The following is a 15,799-nucleotide window of genomic DNA, read 5'->3' on the forward strand; positions in this document are numbered from 1 at the left end:
GTCAGCCCGGGTGCTGGTCACCCAGGACCCGAGATGGCCATCACACTGTCCACAGGCGTCTCCTCCGGCATCAATTACGATGAGATCCTCGGAAAGCTGCTCGCGATCGAGCAGCGCCCGATCGCCCTGCTGCAGCAGCGGAAAGGCGATCTGGTCGGCAAGAGCACCGAGCTCAGCAACCTCAGCGTCCAGGTCTCCGACCTCAAGGCCAAGGCGAGCGCGCTCGCCAACCTGGCCAATTTCAATAACAAGACCGTCACCGTCACCAAGAGCACCCAGGGGGTGGATCTCGTCTCCGCCAGCGCCACCAGTGACGCCGCGGTCGGCCAGTATCAGGTGATGGTGAGCCAGCTCGCGCAGGCCCACTCGATCGCCGCCCAGGGGTTCGTGGATCAGAACACGACCGCGGTCGCGGGGAGCAGCGGGACCTTCAAGTTCAGGGTGGGGCCCGCCGGGAAAGAGACCAGCGTCGCAGTCTCCACGAGGATGACGCTGGTCCAGCTTCGGGACGCGATCAATGCGGCGGGCGGGGACGCGACCGCCGCGATCGTGAACGATGGGAGCGGGTCGAACCCCTACCGGCTGGTGCTCACGGCCAAGAACGCCGGCGCGGCCAATACCATTTCGATCACCAGCAACCCGACCGACCTCGACTTCACGAACAAGAAGGTCGAGGCGGCCTACGCGGCGACGACCAACAGCTTCACGGGGACGGTCTCCTCCAACGCAGGCAACACCTACACGGGCACGACGAACAAGACCTTCCTCGTCAAGATCGTGACCGCGGGCGCGGCGGGGGCGGCGACCTACAAGTACTCGACCGACGGCGGCGTCACCTGGCTGGGGTCGAACGGCGCGGCCTACAACGGGAGCAACGCGATCACGACCCAGGGGGCCCTGACCAACTACATTGACGGGGCTGCGGCCTCCAACTCGACCAACGAAGGAGTCCAGATCGCCTTCGGCGCCGGGACGCTGGCGTCGGGCGATACCTTCACCGTGGACGTGTTCAACCCGACACTCCAGTCCGCCCAGGACGCGGTGCTGACCGTCGGCAACCTGACCCTCTCCAGCGCCAGCAACACGGTCACCAACGCGATCCAAGGGGTGACGTTGAAGCTGCTGAAGGCCGACAGCACCGAGACGGTGGACCTCACCGTCTCGACCGACAGCACGGATATCAAGGGTCGGGTCAAGGACTTTGTCAACGCCTACAACAAGGCGATCCAGTACCTGAACGACCAGCTCTCCTTCGATCCGAAGAACGGCCAGGCCAAGCCGCTGCTCGGGGATCTCACGGCCACGAGCCTCAAGCGCCAGCTCCAGGGCCTGATCACGTCCGTGGTCCCCGGCGCGAGCGCGGGCCTCAACAGCCTCAGTACAATCGGGATCACCTCCAGCAAGACCACGGGGCAGCTCACGCTCAACGAATCGAAGCTAGAGGCCGCGCTCGCGAAGAGCGTCACCGACGTGACCCGGCTCTTCGTCGGGCTCGGCGTCCCCAGCCACTCGGCGATCGAATACGTCGGCAAGACGGCGGACACGAAGCCGGGCGTCTACGCGGTCGAGGTGACGACGGCGCCGACGAAAGCGACCGTGGTCGCGAACACGGCGGTCCCGAGCGGCGGCATCACCCAGGCCGAGACCCTCACGGTCAGTCTCTACTCGAACGCCACCGTTGCGACCGACAGCCCCGTCTCCACGAGCGTGTCCCTGTCGGCCGGGAGCACAATCAGCGATATTGTGAACGCGCTGAACAGCGCCTTCGCCACCAAGGGGATGGCGCTGAGCGCGTCGAGCAGCGGCGGGAAGATCAAGCTCACCGCGACCAACTACGGCGACGACTACAAGATCGTCGCGTTCTCCAACCGGGCCGACGACGGGAACCAGTCCGGGATCGGCACGACCGCGTTGAGCGGGACCGGGGTGGACGTCGCGGGGCGGCTCGGCAGCCACAAAGCCGAGGGCAAGGGCGAAGTCCTGACCAGCTCGTCCGGCTTCGGGGAGAGCGGGCTCTCCGTCAAGGCGCCCGTGTCCTCGGCCGGGACGTACGGGACCGTGACGGTGTCCGCCGGCGTGGCCGACCGAATGGCGAGCCTGCTGGAAGCGGCCACGAAAGACAAGGGAGCCATCCAGACGCGGCTCGACGGGCTCAGCAAGTCCATCGAGGACCTTGATCAGCGTGCGACGTGAAATCACGTAAGTGATTGTTCCACCTTCAGAAATGTAGGATGGAACCCACCATGCCTCTGGTGGTTGCCTAGGATGGCAGGCCGGATTGGTAACGACCCGGTCTGAAGCCCATCTGACAAAGTACCTCATTCTCTACTGAGAAGAAGCAGACTCCGTGAGGAGAATGCAACGCTGCGAGCACGAACGCGGCTTGAAGGCTAGGCATGGAAGGGAACGGTGAACGAATGTGAAGTGACAACGTTAACGCTCGTCAAGGTCAAGAAGCCAAACGTGCTGAGAGGCTTCAACCAAAATGGTACGTGGAAGGATTTGGCGCTGCTGATTCGCCAAACGAGGCCATAAACTCCACCGGGCGATAGTCACCACCGACCCCTTCTATAGTCACTTACTTGGGACACGGTAAACCCGATACACAGCCGAGCAATCGGCCAGGTAGCCCGCAAGGGTCTACCGCAAGTGCAGCGGGCAGAGGAAGCCCGAAAAAGCGAATGCCGATCGGTAACAGATCGGATAGGGATTGAGGGAATACTCCCGACATCATCCCACGGTGAAAGCCGGCAGACTTCGGGCTGGTCGTGTAGGAAGAAACACTGTGGAGGGCTGTACAATGACTGAGAGTGTAGACCGCGCAAGCGGACATGAAGGTCAAGCGAACCGCCCTACCGCCACCAGGATCACCTGGACACAAATTGATTGGCGGAATGCGCGGCGGAACGTTCAGCACCTTCAGCAGAGAATCTTCCGAGCGGCGCAGCAGAAGGATTGGCAAAAGGTCAAACACCTGTGCCGCCTCCTGCTGAAAAGTCACTCCAATCTGGTGGTCAGCGTCCGGCAGATCACGCAAGTGAACGCCGGAAAGGCCACCCCGGGCGTGGACGGAGAAGTAGCCCTCGACTCCCAAACACGGGAACGACTGGTCAACGAGCTAAGCCAGACACAGTACTGGAAAGCCAAGCCAGTCCGAAGGGTCTACATTCCAAAAGCCAAGGGAGGGAAACGCCCCCTCGGCATCCCCACGATCCGGGATCGCATCCTGCAAAACGTGGTCAAGAACGCCTACGAGCCCATCTTCGAGACGGAATTCGAGGCGAATAGCTTCGGATTTCGTCCGGGACGAAGCGCCTGGGATGCACAGGAGGAAGTCCATGCGGCACTAAATGCAAGTGCAGCGGGGCAAAACCAGTACATTCTCGACGCAGATATCAAGGGCGCCTTTGACCACATTAGCCATGATTTCATCTTGACTCGGATCGGGCAGTTGCCCGGACGACACTGGGTGAAACAGTGGTTGAAAGCAGGATATATGGAAGTTGGCAAGCTGCATCAAACCGAGGAAGGCACACCGCAGGGCGGGGTGATCTCACCGCTGCTAGCCAATATTGCCCTCGATGGGCTTCAAGCCCACCTGGGCAAAGGCTATCGGTACGTGCGATACGCCGATGACTTTGTGGTGATGACCAAGACTCGGGAAGCGCTAGAACAGGCGCGGCCCAAGATCACAGCATTCCTCGCCGAACGTGGACTGGAGCTAAATGAGGAAAAGACCCGGATCGTCCACAAGACGGACGGGTTCGAATTCCTTGGCTTCCACATCCAAGATCGGAACGGAAAGCTTCTGATCACCCCACCAAAGGAAAAGATCAAGGCCCTTCATCGGAAAGTGAAAGAGACGCTGAAGCAATTGCTTCACGCCTCCCCAGAAACGGTGATCCGGACCTTGAACCCTATCCTTCAGGGCTGGGCCAATTACTACAGCACCTGTGTTGCAAAAAGGACCTACTCGGAAATCACGAATCGAGTGTGGTCTATCTTGGTGCGGTGGATGCGCCGACGACATCCTAATAAATCCTGGAGTTGGATCAGAAGGAAATATCTGACCACCCAGGGTGACAGACACCACGTGTTCTTTGCGAATGTCCAAACCCGGAGGGGGCGGACACGCAGAATCACGCTGGTGAACGTCGCCGACACGCCCATCGTGCGACACATCAAAGTCAAAGGGACCAACTCTCCCTTTGACCCGACACTCCGTCAATACTGGCAAGCAAGAGCCGAACGCCTGGCGTCAATACGGTTACTCAGGCGCCAACGCGAACGACTCATTGCCCAAGCGCAAAACTGGCGGTGTGAGGTCTGTGGTGACTGGTTGGGTAACGGAGAGCCACTGGAACTACATCATCGGAAACCGGTCTCTCAAAACGGGACCGATGAAGTGGGCAACCTGGTGTGGCTCCATGCGGCTTGCCATCAAAACATGACCACGAAGAACAGGGTGACGTTACGCCAAACGGCTTGAGCCGGATGCGGGGAAACTCGCATGTCCGGTTCTTAGGGGGCGGGGAGTGCGGCAACGCCTCCCTGCTACCCGACAGATCGCGACCAAGCAAAAGCAGGTGGCCAGCTTGGAGCAGCGTTTCCGGGGCGAGTTCCAGCGCCTGGAATCGGTGCTCGGCCGCTTCCAGGCGCAGAGCCAGGCGGTCACCAATTCGCTGGCCTCGCTCGCGAACCTGGCCCAGCAGCTCGCCCGGCGCTAGCCGGCCCCGCGGGCGCATCGAGGAGGAACACGGTATGTCGGCCACGCACGCCATCGGCGCCTACCGCCGGAACCAGGTCCAGCACGCCTCGCCGGTGGAGTTGATCGTCCTGCTCTACGACAAGGCGATCCTGCTGCTCCGGAGCGCCGTCGCGCGGCTGCGCGCGGGCGACATCAAGGCCAAGTGCGGGGCGGTCTGCTGGGCGGTGGACATCGTGGCCGAGCTGCAGGCGGTGCTGGACAAGGACCGGGGCGGCGAAATCGCGATCCGGCTCGACGCGCTGTACGCCTACATGATCGAGCGGCTGACGGTCGCCAACAGCCGAAACGACCCGGCGATCCTGGAGGAGATCGCGCGGCTGCTCGAAGAGCTGCGGGCGGGGTGGAAGGGGCTCGCGGGCCCCGTCGTCCCCCAGGGTGGGGCCCGGCCCGGCGCGGGCCGATCCCCAGCCGTCGGGGCGGAGCGCTGAACGGAGGAGGAGGTCTGCAATGATGCGTGATCGGCTCCATGCGGTGACCGGGAGCTTCGAGGCGCTGACGGCCCGGGCGGCGGCGGCCCTGCGCGATCGAGACCTCGAGGCGCTCGAGGCGATCGCGGGCGAGGGCGAAGCCGTGACGGTGGAGCTGGACCGCGTGCGAGCCGACCTCGCCGCCGAGGCGCTCCACTCGGGCGACGCGGGCGTGTGCGAGCGGTTCGCGCGGCGGCTCGACGAGCTCCTGGCGGGCTGGCGGCAGAACGTGGCGGGGGTGGAGGCCTGGGTCGACGAGACGCGAGGCGCGCTCCGCCGAACGCGGGAGGGCGGTGCCGCGCTGGCCGGCTACGCGGGCCGGGCGCAGGCTTCCCCGTCGCGCTTGCGCGCGATTGCGTGAAGGCAAGGAGCGAGCAGCGAACAGTTCTGAGCGACGAGCTGCCGGCTATTAGCTACTTGCTGCGAGAACCATGAGCATCCAGTTCGGCGAGATTCACAACGTGATCCGCACCTACCGGCGGCTTCTCCAGGAGCCCTTGGACGCGGTGCGCCGCCCCGCGAAGCCGGGTGAGCGGGACGCGGACCGAATCTCGATCTCGCGGGAGGCGCGCGAGCTGCACCAGGCCCCCAATACGCCCGGCGCGCCCTCGCCCGGGAGCCAGCGATGAGCGAGCAGGCCGAACAGAGGCCGCGGGTCCTTGTGGTGAGTGGCGGCGGGCGCACCGGAACGACGCTCGCCCGGTTGGTGCCGCCGGACCGCTACCAGGTGGCCGTGCTGCGCATGGAGGACGAGGTCCTGGAGCGCGTGGCGCGCGGCCCGGTGGAGGCGGTGGTGTACCATCTCCGGGGCACCGGGCGACAGGCCCTGGACCTGCTCGACCGCCTGCGGGACCGGGAGTGCGACGCGTGCGTGCTCGTGGTCGGCCGCGACCACGGAGCGGAGCGCGTGGCGGCGCTGCTCCGGGCGGGCGCCTACGACTATCTCACGAGCCCGATCCGTGCCGGCCGCCTCGAGGAGTCCCTCCGGCAGGGCCTGGAGATCCGGCGAGCCTTCCTGCAGGTCCGGGAGCTAGCGGCCCGGCTCAAGGCGGCGAACGAGGACCTGTCGCGCGATCGGGACAGCCTCCGGCGCTGGAATCGCAACCTGGAATCGCTGACGCGGCTGGGGCAGGCGATGGCGGGGACGCTGGATCCGGACGCCATCGTGCGCGAGGTTGGGGAGCGCCTCCCGGAGTTGCTGGACTACGATGTGGTCGGCGTCCTCTGGTGGGAGCCGACCCGGACCTGGGTGCACGCGCGCGTGCCGCTGGACCAGCGCGTCGTGGCGGAGACGCGCGACGCGCTCCTGGCGCGCGGGCCCGCCGGGCTCGCGGGCGCGGGGGGCTCGCCCCGGGAGGTCCGCGACGGAGGGCGGGCGACGGTCTCCATCGAGGTGCCGCTGCTCGTCGGGAGCCAGCCGGCTGGCCTGATCCGTCTGGCGCGCCTGACGGGGCCAGTCTACGATCGGCATGAGACCGAGCTCGTCCGGGCCGTCGCGACGTCGCTCGCGCTGGCCCTGCGCAACGCGGAGGCCCACAGCCAGGTCCGGAGCCTCGCCCTCACCGACAGTCTGACGAACGTCCCGAACCGCCGGGCCTTCTCGCAGTGCCTTGCCCGGGAATTCCAGGAGGCCCAGCGGTACGGCACGCCGCTCTGCCTGATCATGGTGGATCTCGATCATTTCAAGAGCCTGAACGACCGGTTCGGCCACGTGTTCGGCGACCAGTTGCTCCGCGGGGTCGCGGCGATGATCCAGCAGGCGGTCCGCGGCGCGGACGTGGTCGCGCGGTACGGCGGCGAGGAATTCGCCGTCATCCTGCCCCGCACCGATCTGGCGCGTGCGGTCTCCCTGGCGCACCGCATCCGGGACAGGATCGCGCGCCACACCTTCCCGCTCGACGGCTCGTGCGTGCGGCTCACGGCGAGCCTGGGCCTGGCCGGGGTCCCCGATCCGGCCGTTCCCACCATGGAGGCGCTGATTGCGGCGGCGGATGCGGCGCTCTACCGGGCCAAAACGTGCGGCCGCAACCGGGTCGAGGTGGCTGGGGCCGCGGGCGAGGCGGTTCCGGAGGCGCTGGTGGCGGCCGGTCTGTGAGGACGACGATGGTGACGGGACGGACTTTGAGCGACGCGGCGCAGCCGGGGTGGCGCGACCTCGGGGACGAGCGGCGCGAGCTGCTGCGGCTCGACGACCGGCTCCTGCTGGAGTATCGGCTGGAGGGGGACACGGCGGCGCCCGTGGAGGGGACCGCCGAGGAGGCCGTCGCGGCCTTCATCGGTCGCCCCACTGCGGAGCTGCTCGCACGTGCGCAAGGCGACCCCACCGCAGCCCCGCTGGTTCCCTGGTTGATGAAGCTGGACTGGGCGATCGAGGTCGTCATTCGGGCCCTGGCCCGGATCAACCCCGACGCCGTGCGCCTGCCGGGCCTGTGCGAGGTGAACGTGAGCGGCGGCGGGCTGCGGTTCCTGGCGCCGCGGCCGTTCCGCCCGGGCGACCGCTTGGCGCTCCGGTTCGTCCTGCCACCGTTCGTCCCGATCCACGCCAAGGGCGAGGTCGTCCGGGTGGTCCCCGCCCGCGGCAGGCGGGAGTACTACGAGACCGCCGTGCGGTTCGCCGAGATTGCCGAGGCCGACCGGGAGCGCGTGATCAAGCACATCGTGCAGCGGCAGGCGGAGCGACTCCGGGCGCGGAGAGGCGAGCAGGGCTGAGTGTGGAGTGCGGAGTGCGGAATGGGAGAGCCGGATACGTTTGGCGGCTCCTTCTTCAGTTCAGTGTTCCGCGTTCGCCATTCCGCGTGCTGCGACGATGTCTCGGAGGAGCGCCTCGGCGATCCGCTCCAGCGCCTGCGCGGCGGGTGAGGACGGAGCCGTCTCCACCAGGGGCAGGAAGCTCCGGACCGCCCGCTGCACGGCCTCATCTTTGGGGATCTCGCCCAACAGGGTGAGGGTGCCGCCCACGTAGTCCTGCAGCAGCCGCTGGAGCTGAAGCGTGTTCACGCGGGCCCGTCCGTTCATCTGATTCAGGACCAGGGCGGGCCGGAAGCCGGCCAGCATCCGCTCGGCCGCCGCCCGCCCGCCCTCGTCGGCCCGGCCGGCGGCTTCCAGCACCTCCCGGACGCTGCCGAAGTCCCGGTCGGCGAGCGCCTCGGCCGTCGGATCGTGCGCGAGGAATCCCGAGAGCACCCGCCGGATCGTCGCCAGCTTGACGAACCGGTACAGGTCCAGTACGGAGGTCGGCTCGGGGGTCGCGACGGCCAGATGGATGTCGGCTGTGAGGAAGAAGTCCAGCGTGTGGAAGCTGGTACCGGCCCCCACGTCCACGAGGATGACGTCCGCGTCGAGCTCCATGAGCCGCCGGATCAGCCGCCGTTTCCGGGCGTAGGGCAGGTTCGCCGTGGCGAGCGTCTCGCCGGTGCCGGGAATCAGGCGCAGGCGCGGCTGGCCCGGTACCGGGAACGCCACGGCCTCGAGGGTCTCCACGCGGCGCTGCAGGAAATCGGTCAAGGTCGCCGGCAGGTCGAAGAGGCCGAACAGGATGTGGAGATCGGCTCCCCCGACGTCGAGGTCCGCCAGGACGACAGTGAGGCCGCGGCGTGCGAGCAGCAGGCCGAGATTGCCGACGAGGACGCTTTTGCCGACCCCGCCTTTGCCGGAGCCCACCGAGACGACCGTGGCCATCAGCCCACCAAACGGACAGCGCAATGGTCCGTGGTCATTGATCACAGGTGGACGGTGCATGCGCCATGCCAGTCTCCATGCTGTTCCAATGACCAATGACCGTGTCCCCTCCCTGTGCCCTTCCGCTGCTCAAGTCCGGCCCTTCGCGCGCCGATACCTGTCCCGACATGAACGAGATGGGTTCGACAGCAACCGGCCTGACCCTGGACGCCGCCGAGGAGGGCGACGAGGTCCTGACCGTGCTGGAGGTGGCCCGATTTCTGCGCGTGCCGAAGTCCACGGTCTATAAGCTGGCGCGGCTGGGCCAGCTTCCCGCTTCCCGCATCGGCAAGCACTGGCGCTTTCTGCGCCGGGACGTCCGGAACTGGCTGCGTGCGCAGCGCACGCAGCCCTGACAACGCCTGATCCCTTCGCGATAGCTCCGCCTGTGGGGCGCCACGGATGACCTTGGTCAGAACGACGGAGGCGCAGGAAGGGCGCTCGCTCGCCTGGTTCCGGCGCCAGGACCCCGCGCAACGGCGCGAGGCGCTGGAGGAGGCGGCCGGGCGCGGGCAGGATCGGGATATCGAGCTGCTCGTGTCGGCGCTGCAGGACGAGCATCCCGGCGTCCAGCAGGCGGCGGTCGACGGCTTGATCCAGGTCGGCGGGCCCGCGGTGGTCGTCCGGCTCGTCGGCCTGCTTCGCGAGCCGCCCGCGATCCGCAACATGGCCGTTGAGGTACTCCAGCAGCTCCTGCCCGCGGTGCTCGACGCGGCGCTGCCCCTGTTCAAGGCGCCTGATCCGAACGTCCGCAAGCTGGTGGTGGACGCGGTCGGGCGTCAGCCCGATCCGCGGGTGGTCGGCCCGCTGGTCGCGCTGCTCGGCGATCCGAACCCAAACGTCCGCGCCTCGGCGGCAGAGGCGCTGGGACGCCTCCGGGCCGTCGAAGCGGTGCCGGCGCTCACGGCGCTGCTCCAGGACGAGGAATGGGTCGTCTTCTCCGCGCTCGCCGCGCTGGCTGAGATCGGTGACGCGGCCGCGCTGCCCCCGCTGCTGACCCTCGTGCGGGATGGCCGCGGCGCCGTGCGCTGTGCCGCCATCGAGGCCGTCGCGGGGCTGGACCGAACCGGCGCGGCGGTGCCGGCGCTGCTCGATCTGGCGGCGGCGGCGGAGCCGGACATCCGCCCGGCTCTGATCAAGGCCCTGGTCACGATCACGGAGGGCGCGGGCGCGGATCTCTGGGCCGCGCTGGACCGCTCTGTCTGGTTTGCGATCCTGACGGAAGCGAGCCGGGATCCGTCGGACGAGGAGTTGCGGCTGGCCGCGATGACGGGCCTCGGCCGGCTGGGCGATCCGCGCGGCACGCGCGCCGTCCTGGCCGCCTATCGTCGCTGGGCGCGCCCGTCGGAAGAGGTGGAGGCCTGTGCGGTGCGGGCGCTGGTCGGGACGGGCGATGTCGCGACCCTGCTCGAGGCGGTGCGTCCGGAAGAGGAGCCGGTCTGCGCCCTGGCGGTCCGGGCCCTGGGCGAGCTGCGGGCTCCCAGGCCGTCCCCGCGCTCGCGGCGGTGCGCGAGACGAGCCAGAACTGGGAGCTGCGCCGGCTCGCCGTGGCGGCGCTGGCCGAGATCGGCACCGCCGAGGCGCTCGATCGGGTCGCGGAGGCCGTGGAGGACCCGACGGGGCACGTCCGCTGCGAGGCGGTCCGGCGGCTCGGGCGCGCGGGCCGCGACGCGGATGTGCGGGCGCTGTTCGCGAAGCTGACCACCGAACGCTACCAGGAGGTCCGCGAGGCGATCGTCGAGACGCTGGTCCGGGTCGCGGGCCCCGACCGCCTGGCGGACTTCGTGCCGTTGCTGGCGCATCCGGCGCCCGCGGTCCGCGAAGCCGCGGCGCGCGCCATCGGGCTGGCCCGGCTCCCGGAGGGGCTGGAGCCCCTCCGGGACGCGATGAACGACCCGGAGTGGACGGTGCGGCAGGCGGCGGCGGCGGCGCTGGGGCGCTTCGACGATGCGCGGGCGTTCCGCCCCCTGTTTCTCGCCCTGGCCGACGACCACGAGCAGGTGCGCCTGGCGGCCGTGGCGGGCCTCGCCCGCTGGGACTGCGCGGAGACGCGCCAGGCCCTGATGACCCAGAGCCTGAGCGACACGGACGCCTGGGTGCGCTTCCGGGCGATCGAGCGGCTGGGCGCGCTCGGAGCGACCGAAGCGGCGCCGCTCCTCGCGCGGATCGCCGCGAGCGCGCGGGAGCCGGCCTGGCTGCGCCGGGGAGCCGTCGCGGCCTTGGGCGCGATCGGCGGCGAGCAAGCCCGCGCGCGGCTGGCCGAGCCAGTGTCAGCACGAGCGGCCTGACGTCCGCGAGGCCGCCGCAGCGGTCTTGGCGCGGGATGGGTGGGCGGCGGGCCTGGGGGAGTGAGGGACGCACCCCATGGAGCTGAGCGCGGCCACGTTCGCCGCCCTCCGCAACTTCATCTACGAGCAGAGCGGGATCTACTTCCAGGACAACAAGAAATACGTCCTGGAGAGCCGGCTCCAGGCCCGCCTCAAGGAGCGGAACTGCGCCTCCTTCGAGGAATACTGCCACCTGCTCAAAGACGACGCGTGGCGGGACCGGGAGCTGCACGCGCTGTTCAACCTGGTCACGACCAACGAGACGTACTTCTACCGGGACCTGCCGCAGCTCCAGGCGTTCACGGACCTGGTCTTGCCCGCCCTGCTCCAGGGGAACCAGGACACCAGGCAGCTCCGCCTCTGGAGCGCGGCCTGCTCGACGGGCGACGAGCCCTACACGCTGGCGATGCAGCTGCTGGAGCAGCCCGCGTTCGTGGGCTGGTCCATCGAGGTGCTAGCGAGCGACATCAGCGAGGCGGCACTGACCACCGCGCGCAAAGGCATCTACGGGGCGTACGCCGTGCGCAACGTCCCGCCCGCCCTGCTCGAGAAGTACTTCACCGTGGAGGACGGTCAGTACGTGCTCTCGGCGAAGGTGAAGCGGCTCGTGAAATTCGCCCACGTGAACCTCTACGACGCGCCACGCTTGAAAATGATCCGGGGGATGGACGTGATCTTCTGCCGGAACTGCCTGATCTATTGTGACGAGGCCGCGAAGCAGAAGATCGTCAACGGCCTGTACGACTGCCTGCGCCCCGACGGGTACCTGGTCATCGGGTTCTCCGAGTCCCTGCATACCCTGTCGCGGGCCTTTCGTCCCCTACACGCCAATCGGGCCGTGGTGTACCAAAAGATCTGAGAGCAGCGAGGCGCGAACAGCGAGCCGCGAAGGGTGAACAGCGGAACGGACGCATTGTCGGCTTCTGGCTCTGCGCTGCTCGCTGCTGCTGGCTGTTCGCGAGAAGTGAGGTGACGCCGATGCCGCGAACCATACTCATCGTGGATGACTGCGCGACCACGCGGCGCCTGGTGGGGCTCTACCTGAAACCGACGGGCTGCACCCTCCTGCAGGCGGAAAACGGCCTGGAGGCCCTGGAGAAGCTCGCGCAAGGCCCGGTGGATCTGATCATCACGGACATGAACATGCCGCGCATGGACGGGATCGCCCTCACGCGGTCCCTCAAGCAGGACCGGGCGTTGGAGGCCATTCCCGTCCTCATGTTAACGACCGAGGATGCCGATAAGGAGCGCGAGACCGGGTTGGCGGCCGGCGCCGCCGCCTATCTGACCAAGCCGGTCTCTCAGGAGCGGCTCGTCGGCGAGGTCCGGCGGCTGCTCCCGGACAGGCCCGCGTGAACGGGACAAGGAGGCGAGCGCGATGCCCGCAGATCGCAACATGAAGATCATGGTGGTGGACGACATGTCCACCATGCGGCGGATCGTCAAGAACATCCTGAAACAACTCGGATTCGCGAACGTCGAGGAGGCCGAGAACGGCCAGGAAGCCCTCGCGAAGATGCGCGCGGACCGGTTCAACTTCGTCGTCTCGGACTGGAACATGCCGGTCATGAGCGGGATCGAGCTGCTGCGGGCGATCCGGGCGGACGGCGAGCTGAAGGACATCCCTGTCCTGATGGTCACCGCCGAGGCGCAAAAGGAGAACATCATCGAGGCCGTACAGGCGGGTGTCAGCAACTACATCGTCAAGCCGTTCACCGCCGAGACCCTGCAGGAGAAGATGAACAAGATCTTCAAGTAGCAACAAGCGAGCAGCGAGAGGCGCGTCGCGAAGAGCCCGTCGCGGAGCCGGTCGCCGCGGGCTCCTGGCTGATGGCTCAACCGGAGAGGGGATCGTGGAGGACACCAACCGGAAGCTGTACGAGGAGCTGGGCGAGCTGGCCCGCTACGTGGAGCGGACCGTCCGGAGGCTCCAGGAGGTGGAGGCGCCGATGGCGGCCACCACGGCGCAGCTTCCTCAAGCGAGTGCGCATCTGTCGGGGTTGGCCCGCCTGACCGAGGAGGGCACGCACCGGGTCATGGGGCTGACCGAGGCGATCCAGGAGAACCGGGCGCGCCTCACGCAAGAGCTGGAGGCGCTGGCCAGCGGCTGGACCGGCGCCCGCTTGACGGCGGCGGATCGGGAGCGGGTCGCCCAGCTCAAGCGGCTCCTCGAGGAGGACGACCAGCGCCTGCTGGACATCATGACCGCCCTGTCCTTCCAGGACCTGGTCGGCCAGCGCGTCGCGAAGATCGTGGGGATCCTCGACGACATCCAGCACCGGCTGCTCGAGATGATCGTGGTGTTCGGGCTCGCGCAGCGCGGGACGCAGGGGGCTGTTAACGGGCAGGCGGGCGAGCTGCTCCGGCAGCTCGAGGCCTCCCGAGCCAGCGCGTTGAAGCAGGACCTCGTGGACAACATCCTGGAGCAATTCGGGTTCGCCTGACAGCGGGCAGCGACGAGCTCGCAGCACCCCGCTCGTGGCGATCAGCGAGGAGACGAGCGGGGCTCAGCACGGGTCTTGGCGGCTGGCTCTTGGCTGCTGGCTGTTTGCCGTGGAGGAGCAATGAGCGACGAACTGGCGGAAATCCAGAACGAATTCCTCGTCGAGGCCCAGGAGATGCTCGAGTTGCTGGATCAGCGGTTCGTCACGCTCGAGTCCGAACCCGGGAACACCGAGCTCCTCAACGAAATCTTCCGGGCGATGCACAGCATGAAGGGATCCGCTGGCTTCCTCGGCTTCACCCGGCTGGTGGACGTGACGCATCGCGCCGAGAGCATCCTCAACCAGCTGCGGCAAGGGGACATGACGGTCACCCAGCACGTGATCACCGTGATCCTCGAGGCCGTGGACGCGATCAAGCTCATCATGGCGGACATCCGGGAGTCGGGCACGGACCAACACGTGCCGACCGAGGGCGTGACGCACAAGCTCGACGCGGTGCTGGCCGGCAGGCCCCACGCGGCCGACGCGCCGCTGGGCGCGCCCGCTCCAGGAGCGCCGGCCCGGGAGGAGGCGCCGGCCGCCGGCCCCTGCCCGGAGCCCGTGGGGCCGGCCCGGCCGGCAGCGGGACGGCGGGCCCGCCGGGCGAGACGGTGGCCGGGGCCTTGACGCAGGTGGCGGCGAAGCTGGGCGAGATCCTGGTGCAGGACGGCGCGGCGACCAAGGAGCAGGTCCTCGAGGCGTTGGAGCGCCAGGACCAGCAGCCGCGGCTGGGCGAAGTCCTGCTCCACTCGGGGGCCATCACGCAGCAGGCGCTCGACGCCGCGTTGCAGAAGCAGCCCAAAGCGGCCCACGGCGGAGACGAGGACCAGACGATCCGCGTGGAGACGCGCCGCCTGGACACGGTGATGAACCTGGTCGGCGAGCTGGTGCTCGGCCGCAACCGGATCATGAAGATCGGCGGCGGCCTGGAGCAGGCGCACGAGAACGACCCGCTGGTCCGCGAGCTGGGCGAGACGCTGGCGCAGCTCAACCTGGTGACGACCGATCTCCAGCTCGCGGTCATGAAGACCCGGATGCTGCCGATCCGGAAGGTGCTCGCGAAGTTTCCCCGGATGGTCCGGGACCTGTCGCAGAAGCTGCACAAGCAGGTGCGGCTGGAGCTGCACGGCGAGGAGACCGAGCTGGACAAGTCCGTCGCGGACGAGATCGGCGACCCGCTCGTGCACCTGGTGCGGAACGCCGTGGACCACGGGATCGAGCCCGTCGCCGAGCGGCAGGCGGCCGGCAAGCCCCCCGAGGGCGTCGTCCGCATCTCGGCCGCCCAAGAGGGCAACAGCATCGTCATCCGGATCGCGGACGACGGGCGGGGCCTCCAGCTCGAGAAGATCAAGGCCCAGGCGACGGCCCGCGGCCTCGTCACCGAGGCCGAGCTCGCGACGATGGACCCGCGCGACATCATGAACCTGATCTTCCTGCCAGGGTTCAGCACCGCCGAGCAGGTCACGGACGTCTCCGGCCGGGGCGTGGGCATGGATGTCGTGCGGACCAACATCCGGCGGATCAACGGCTCGGTGGAGGTCGAGTCCCAACCCGGCCAGGGCAGCGTCGTGACGATCAAGCTCCCGCTCACGATCGCGATCATCCAGGCCCTCCTGGTGGAGGTCGGGCGCGCCACCTTCGCGATCCCGCTGGGCTCCGTCATCGAGGCGGTGAAGATCACGCGGGCCGACATCAAGACCGTCAACGGCCGGGAGGTGCTGCACCTGCGGGAGCGGGTGCTGCCGCTGCTGCGCCTCGCCGAGGAGTTCGAGATCCCCGTGGATCCGACGCGCGACCGCTTCTACGTCGTCGTGGCCGGCCTGGGCGACAAGCAAGTCGGCGTCGTCGTGGACCGGCTGCGCTCCCAGGAAGAGGTCGTCATCAAGTCCCTCTGGGACTACCTGACGAACATCAAGGGGATCGCCGGCGCGACGATCACCGGGGAAGGCAAGGTCGTGCTGATCCTCGACATCGCGGAGTTGGTGCAGAACGTCCGGCTGAGCCGCCCGGCGGGGGCGGCGGCCTAACGAGGGACCC

Annotated in this window: 17 protein-coding genes and 1 pseudogene; 17 read left to right on the forward strand and 1 reads right to left on the reverse strand. The window is 68.0% G+C overall.

Annotation, left to right across the window (positions count from 1 at the left end; genetic code table 11):
• Positions 1-33 precede the first annotated feature (33 nt).
• The 8 genes from fliD to ACWHYQ_RS10770 all read left to right on the forward strand — a co-directional run bounded on the left by fliD (position 34) and on the right by ACWHYQ_RS10770 (position 7,944).
• Entirely contained in the window at positions 34-2,193 is a 2,160-nt protein-coding gene (gene fliD, locus ACWHYQ_RS10735) for a flagellar filament capping protein FliD (protein ID WP_447972126.1), read from the forward strand.
• Between the two features lie 607 nt (positions 2,194-2,800).
• Positions 2,801-4,489 (forward strand): group II intron reverse transcriptase/maturase, encoded by a 1,689-nt coding sequence (gene ltrA / locus ACWHYQ_RS10740; protein WP_447972127.1) that lies wholly within the window; start codon positions 2,801-2,803, stop codon positions 4,487-4,489.
• Between the two features lie 46 nt (positions 4,490-4,535).
• Positions 4,536-4,727, forward strand: coding sequence for a hypothetical protein (locus tag ACWHYQ_RS10745; protein ID WP_447972128.1), 192 nt, complete (start codon positions 4,536-4,538; stop codon positions 4,725-4,727).
• Between the two features lie 34 nt (positions 4,728-4,761).
• Positions 4,762-5,196 (forward strand): flagellar export chaperone FliS, encoded by a 435-nt coding sequence (fliS, locus tag ACWHYQ_RS10750; RefSeq protein WP_447972129.1) that lies wholly within the window; start codon positions 4,762-4,764, stop codon positions 5,194-5,196.
• A 19-nt stretch (positions 5,197-5,215) separates the two neighbouring features.
• A complete protein-coding gene (locus ACWHYQ_RS10755) occupies positions 5,216-5,596 on the forward strand; it encodes a hypothetical protein (RefSeq protein ID WP_447972130.1) in 381 nt (126 codons plus the stop codon).
• Positions 5,597-5,666: 70 nt separating this feature from the next.
• Positions 5,667-5,864 (forward strand): hypothetical protein, encoded by a 198-nt coding sequence (locus tag ACWHYQ_RS10760; RefSeq protein ID WP_447972131.1) that lies wholly within the window; start codon positions 5,667-5,669, stop codon positions 5,862-5,864.
• Complete coding sequence (locus ACWHYQ_RS10765; protein WP_447972132.1) at positions 5,861-7,330, forward strand: diguanylate cyclase; 1,470 nt, start codon at positions 5,861-5,863, stop codon at positions 7,328-7,330. Before ACWHYQ_RS10760 ends, ACWHYQ_RS10765 begins: the two co-directional genes overlap by 4 nt.
• Positions 7,331-7,338: 8 nt before the next feature.
• The gene (locus ACWHYQ_RS10770) at positions 7,339-7,944 is read left to right on the forward strand and encodes a PilZ domain-containing protein (protein ID WP_447972133.1); all 606 of its coding nucleotides are present in this window, start codon (positions 7,339-7,341) and stop codon (positions 7,942-7,944) included.
• A gap of 60 nt (positions 7,945-8,004) precedes the next feature.
• Here the strand turns inward: ACWHYQ_RS10770 and ACWHYQ_RS10775 are convergent, their stop codons facing one another.
• Complete coding sequence (locus tag ACWHYQ_RS10775; protein WP_447972134.1) at positions 8,005-8,913, reverse strand: P-loop NTPase; 909 nt, start codon at positions 8,911-8,913, stop codon at positions 8,005-8,007.
• Between the two features lie 176 nt (positions 8,914-9,089).
• On the opposite strand from ACWHYQ_RS10775, the gene ACWHYQ_RS10780 reads away from it, so the two are divergent.
• The 9 genes and pseudogenes from ACWHYQ_RS10780 (at position 9,090) to ACWHYQ_RS10820 (ending at position 15,789) form a co-directional block, all read left to right on the forward strand.
• Positions 9,090-9,308 carry a helix-turn-helix domain-containing protein gene (locus tag ACWHYQ_RS10780; protein ID WP_447972135.1) on the forward strand — a complete coding sequence of 73 codons (219 nt, stop codon included), beginning with the start codon at positions 9,090-9,092 and terminating at the stop codon, positions 9,306-9,308.
• Positions 9,309-9,354: 46 nt separating this feature from the next.
• A pseudogene (locus ACWHYQ_RS10785) lies at positions 9,355-10,086 on the forward strand (HEAT repeat domain-containing protein); the annotation flags it as partial.
• Positions 10,087-10,499: 413 nt separating this feature from the next.
• Positions 10,500-11,240 (forward strand): HEAT repeat domain-containing protein, encoded by a 741-nt coding sequence (locus tag ACWHYQ_RS10790; protein WP_447972136.1) that lies wholly within the window; start codon positions 10,500-10,502, stop codon positions 11,238-11,240.
• 76 nt (positions 11,241-11,316) lie between these two features.
• The gene (locus ACWHYQ_RS10795) at positions 11,317-12,138 is read left to right on the forward strand and encodes a CheR family methyltransferase (protein WP_447972137.1); all 822 of its coding nucleotides are present in this window, start codon (positions 11,317-11,319) and stop codon (positions 12,136-12,138) included.
• Positions 12,139-12,257: 119 nt separating this feature from the next.
• Positions 12,258-12,635 (forward strand): response regulator, encoded by a 378-nt coding sequence (locus ACWHYQ_RS10800; protein WP_447972138.1) that lies wholly within the window; start codon positions 12,258-12,260, stop codon positions 12,633-12,635.
• A 22-nt stretch (positions 12,636-12,657) separates the two neighbouring features.
• Positions 12,658-13,038 (forward strand): chemotaxis response regulator CheY, encoded by a 381-nt coding sequence (gene cheY / locus ACWHYQ_RS10805; protein ID WP_447972139.1) that lies wholly within the window; start codon positions 12,658-12,660, stop codon positions 13,036-13,038.
• Between the two features lie 94 nt (positions 13,039-13,132).
• Complete coding sequence (locus ACWHYQ_RS10810; protein ID WP_447972140.1) at positions 13,133-13,723, forward strand: protein phosphatase CheZ; 591 nt, start codon at positions 13,133-13,135, stop codon at positions 13,721-13,723.
• Positions 13,724-13,843: 120 nt separating this feature from the next.
• Complete coding sequence (locus tag ACWHYQ_RS10815) at positions 13,844-14,389, forward strand: Hpt domain-containing protein (protein WP_447972141.1); 546 nt, start codon at positions 13,844-13,846, stop codon at positions 14,387-14,389.
• The gene (locus tag ACWHYQ_RS10820; protein ID WP_447972142.1) at positions 14,374-15,789 is read left to right on the forward strand and encodes a chemotaxis protein CheA; all 1,416 of its coding nucleotides are present in this window, start codon (positions 14,374-14,376) and stop codon (positions 15,787-15,789) included. Before ACWHYQ_RS10815 ends, ACWHYQ_RS10820 begins: the two co-directional genes overlap by 16 nt.
• Positions 15,790-15,799 lie beyond the last annotated feature (10 nt).

The sequence above is a fragment of the Nitrospira sp. Kam-Ns4a genome, from assembly GCF_965152595.1.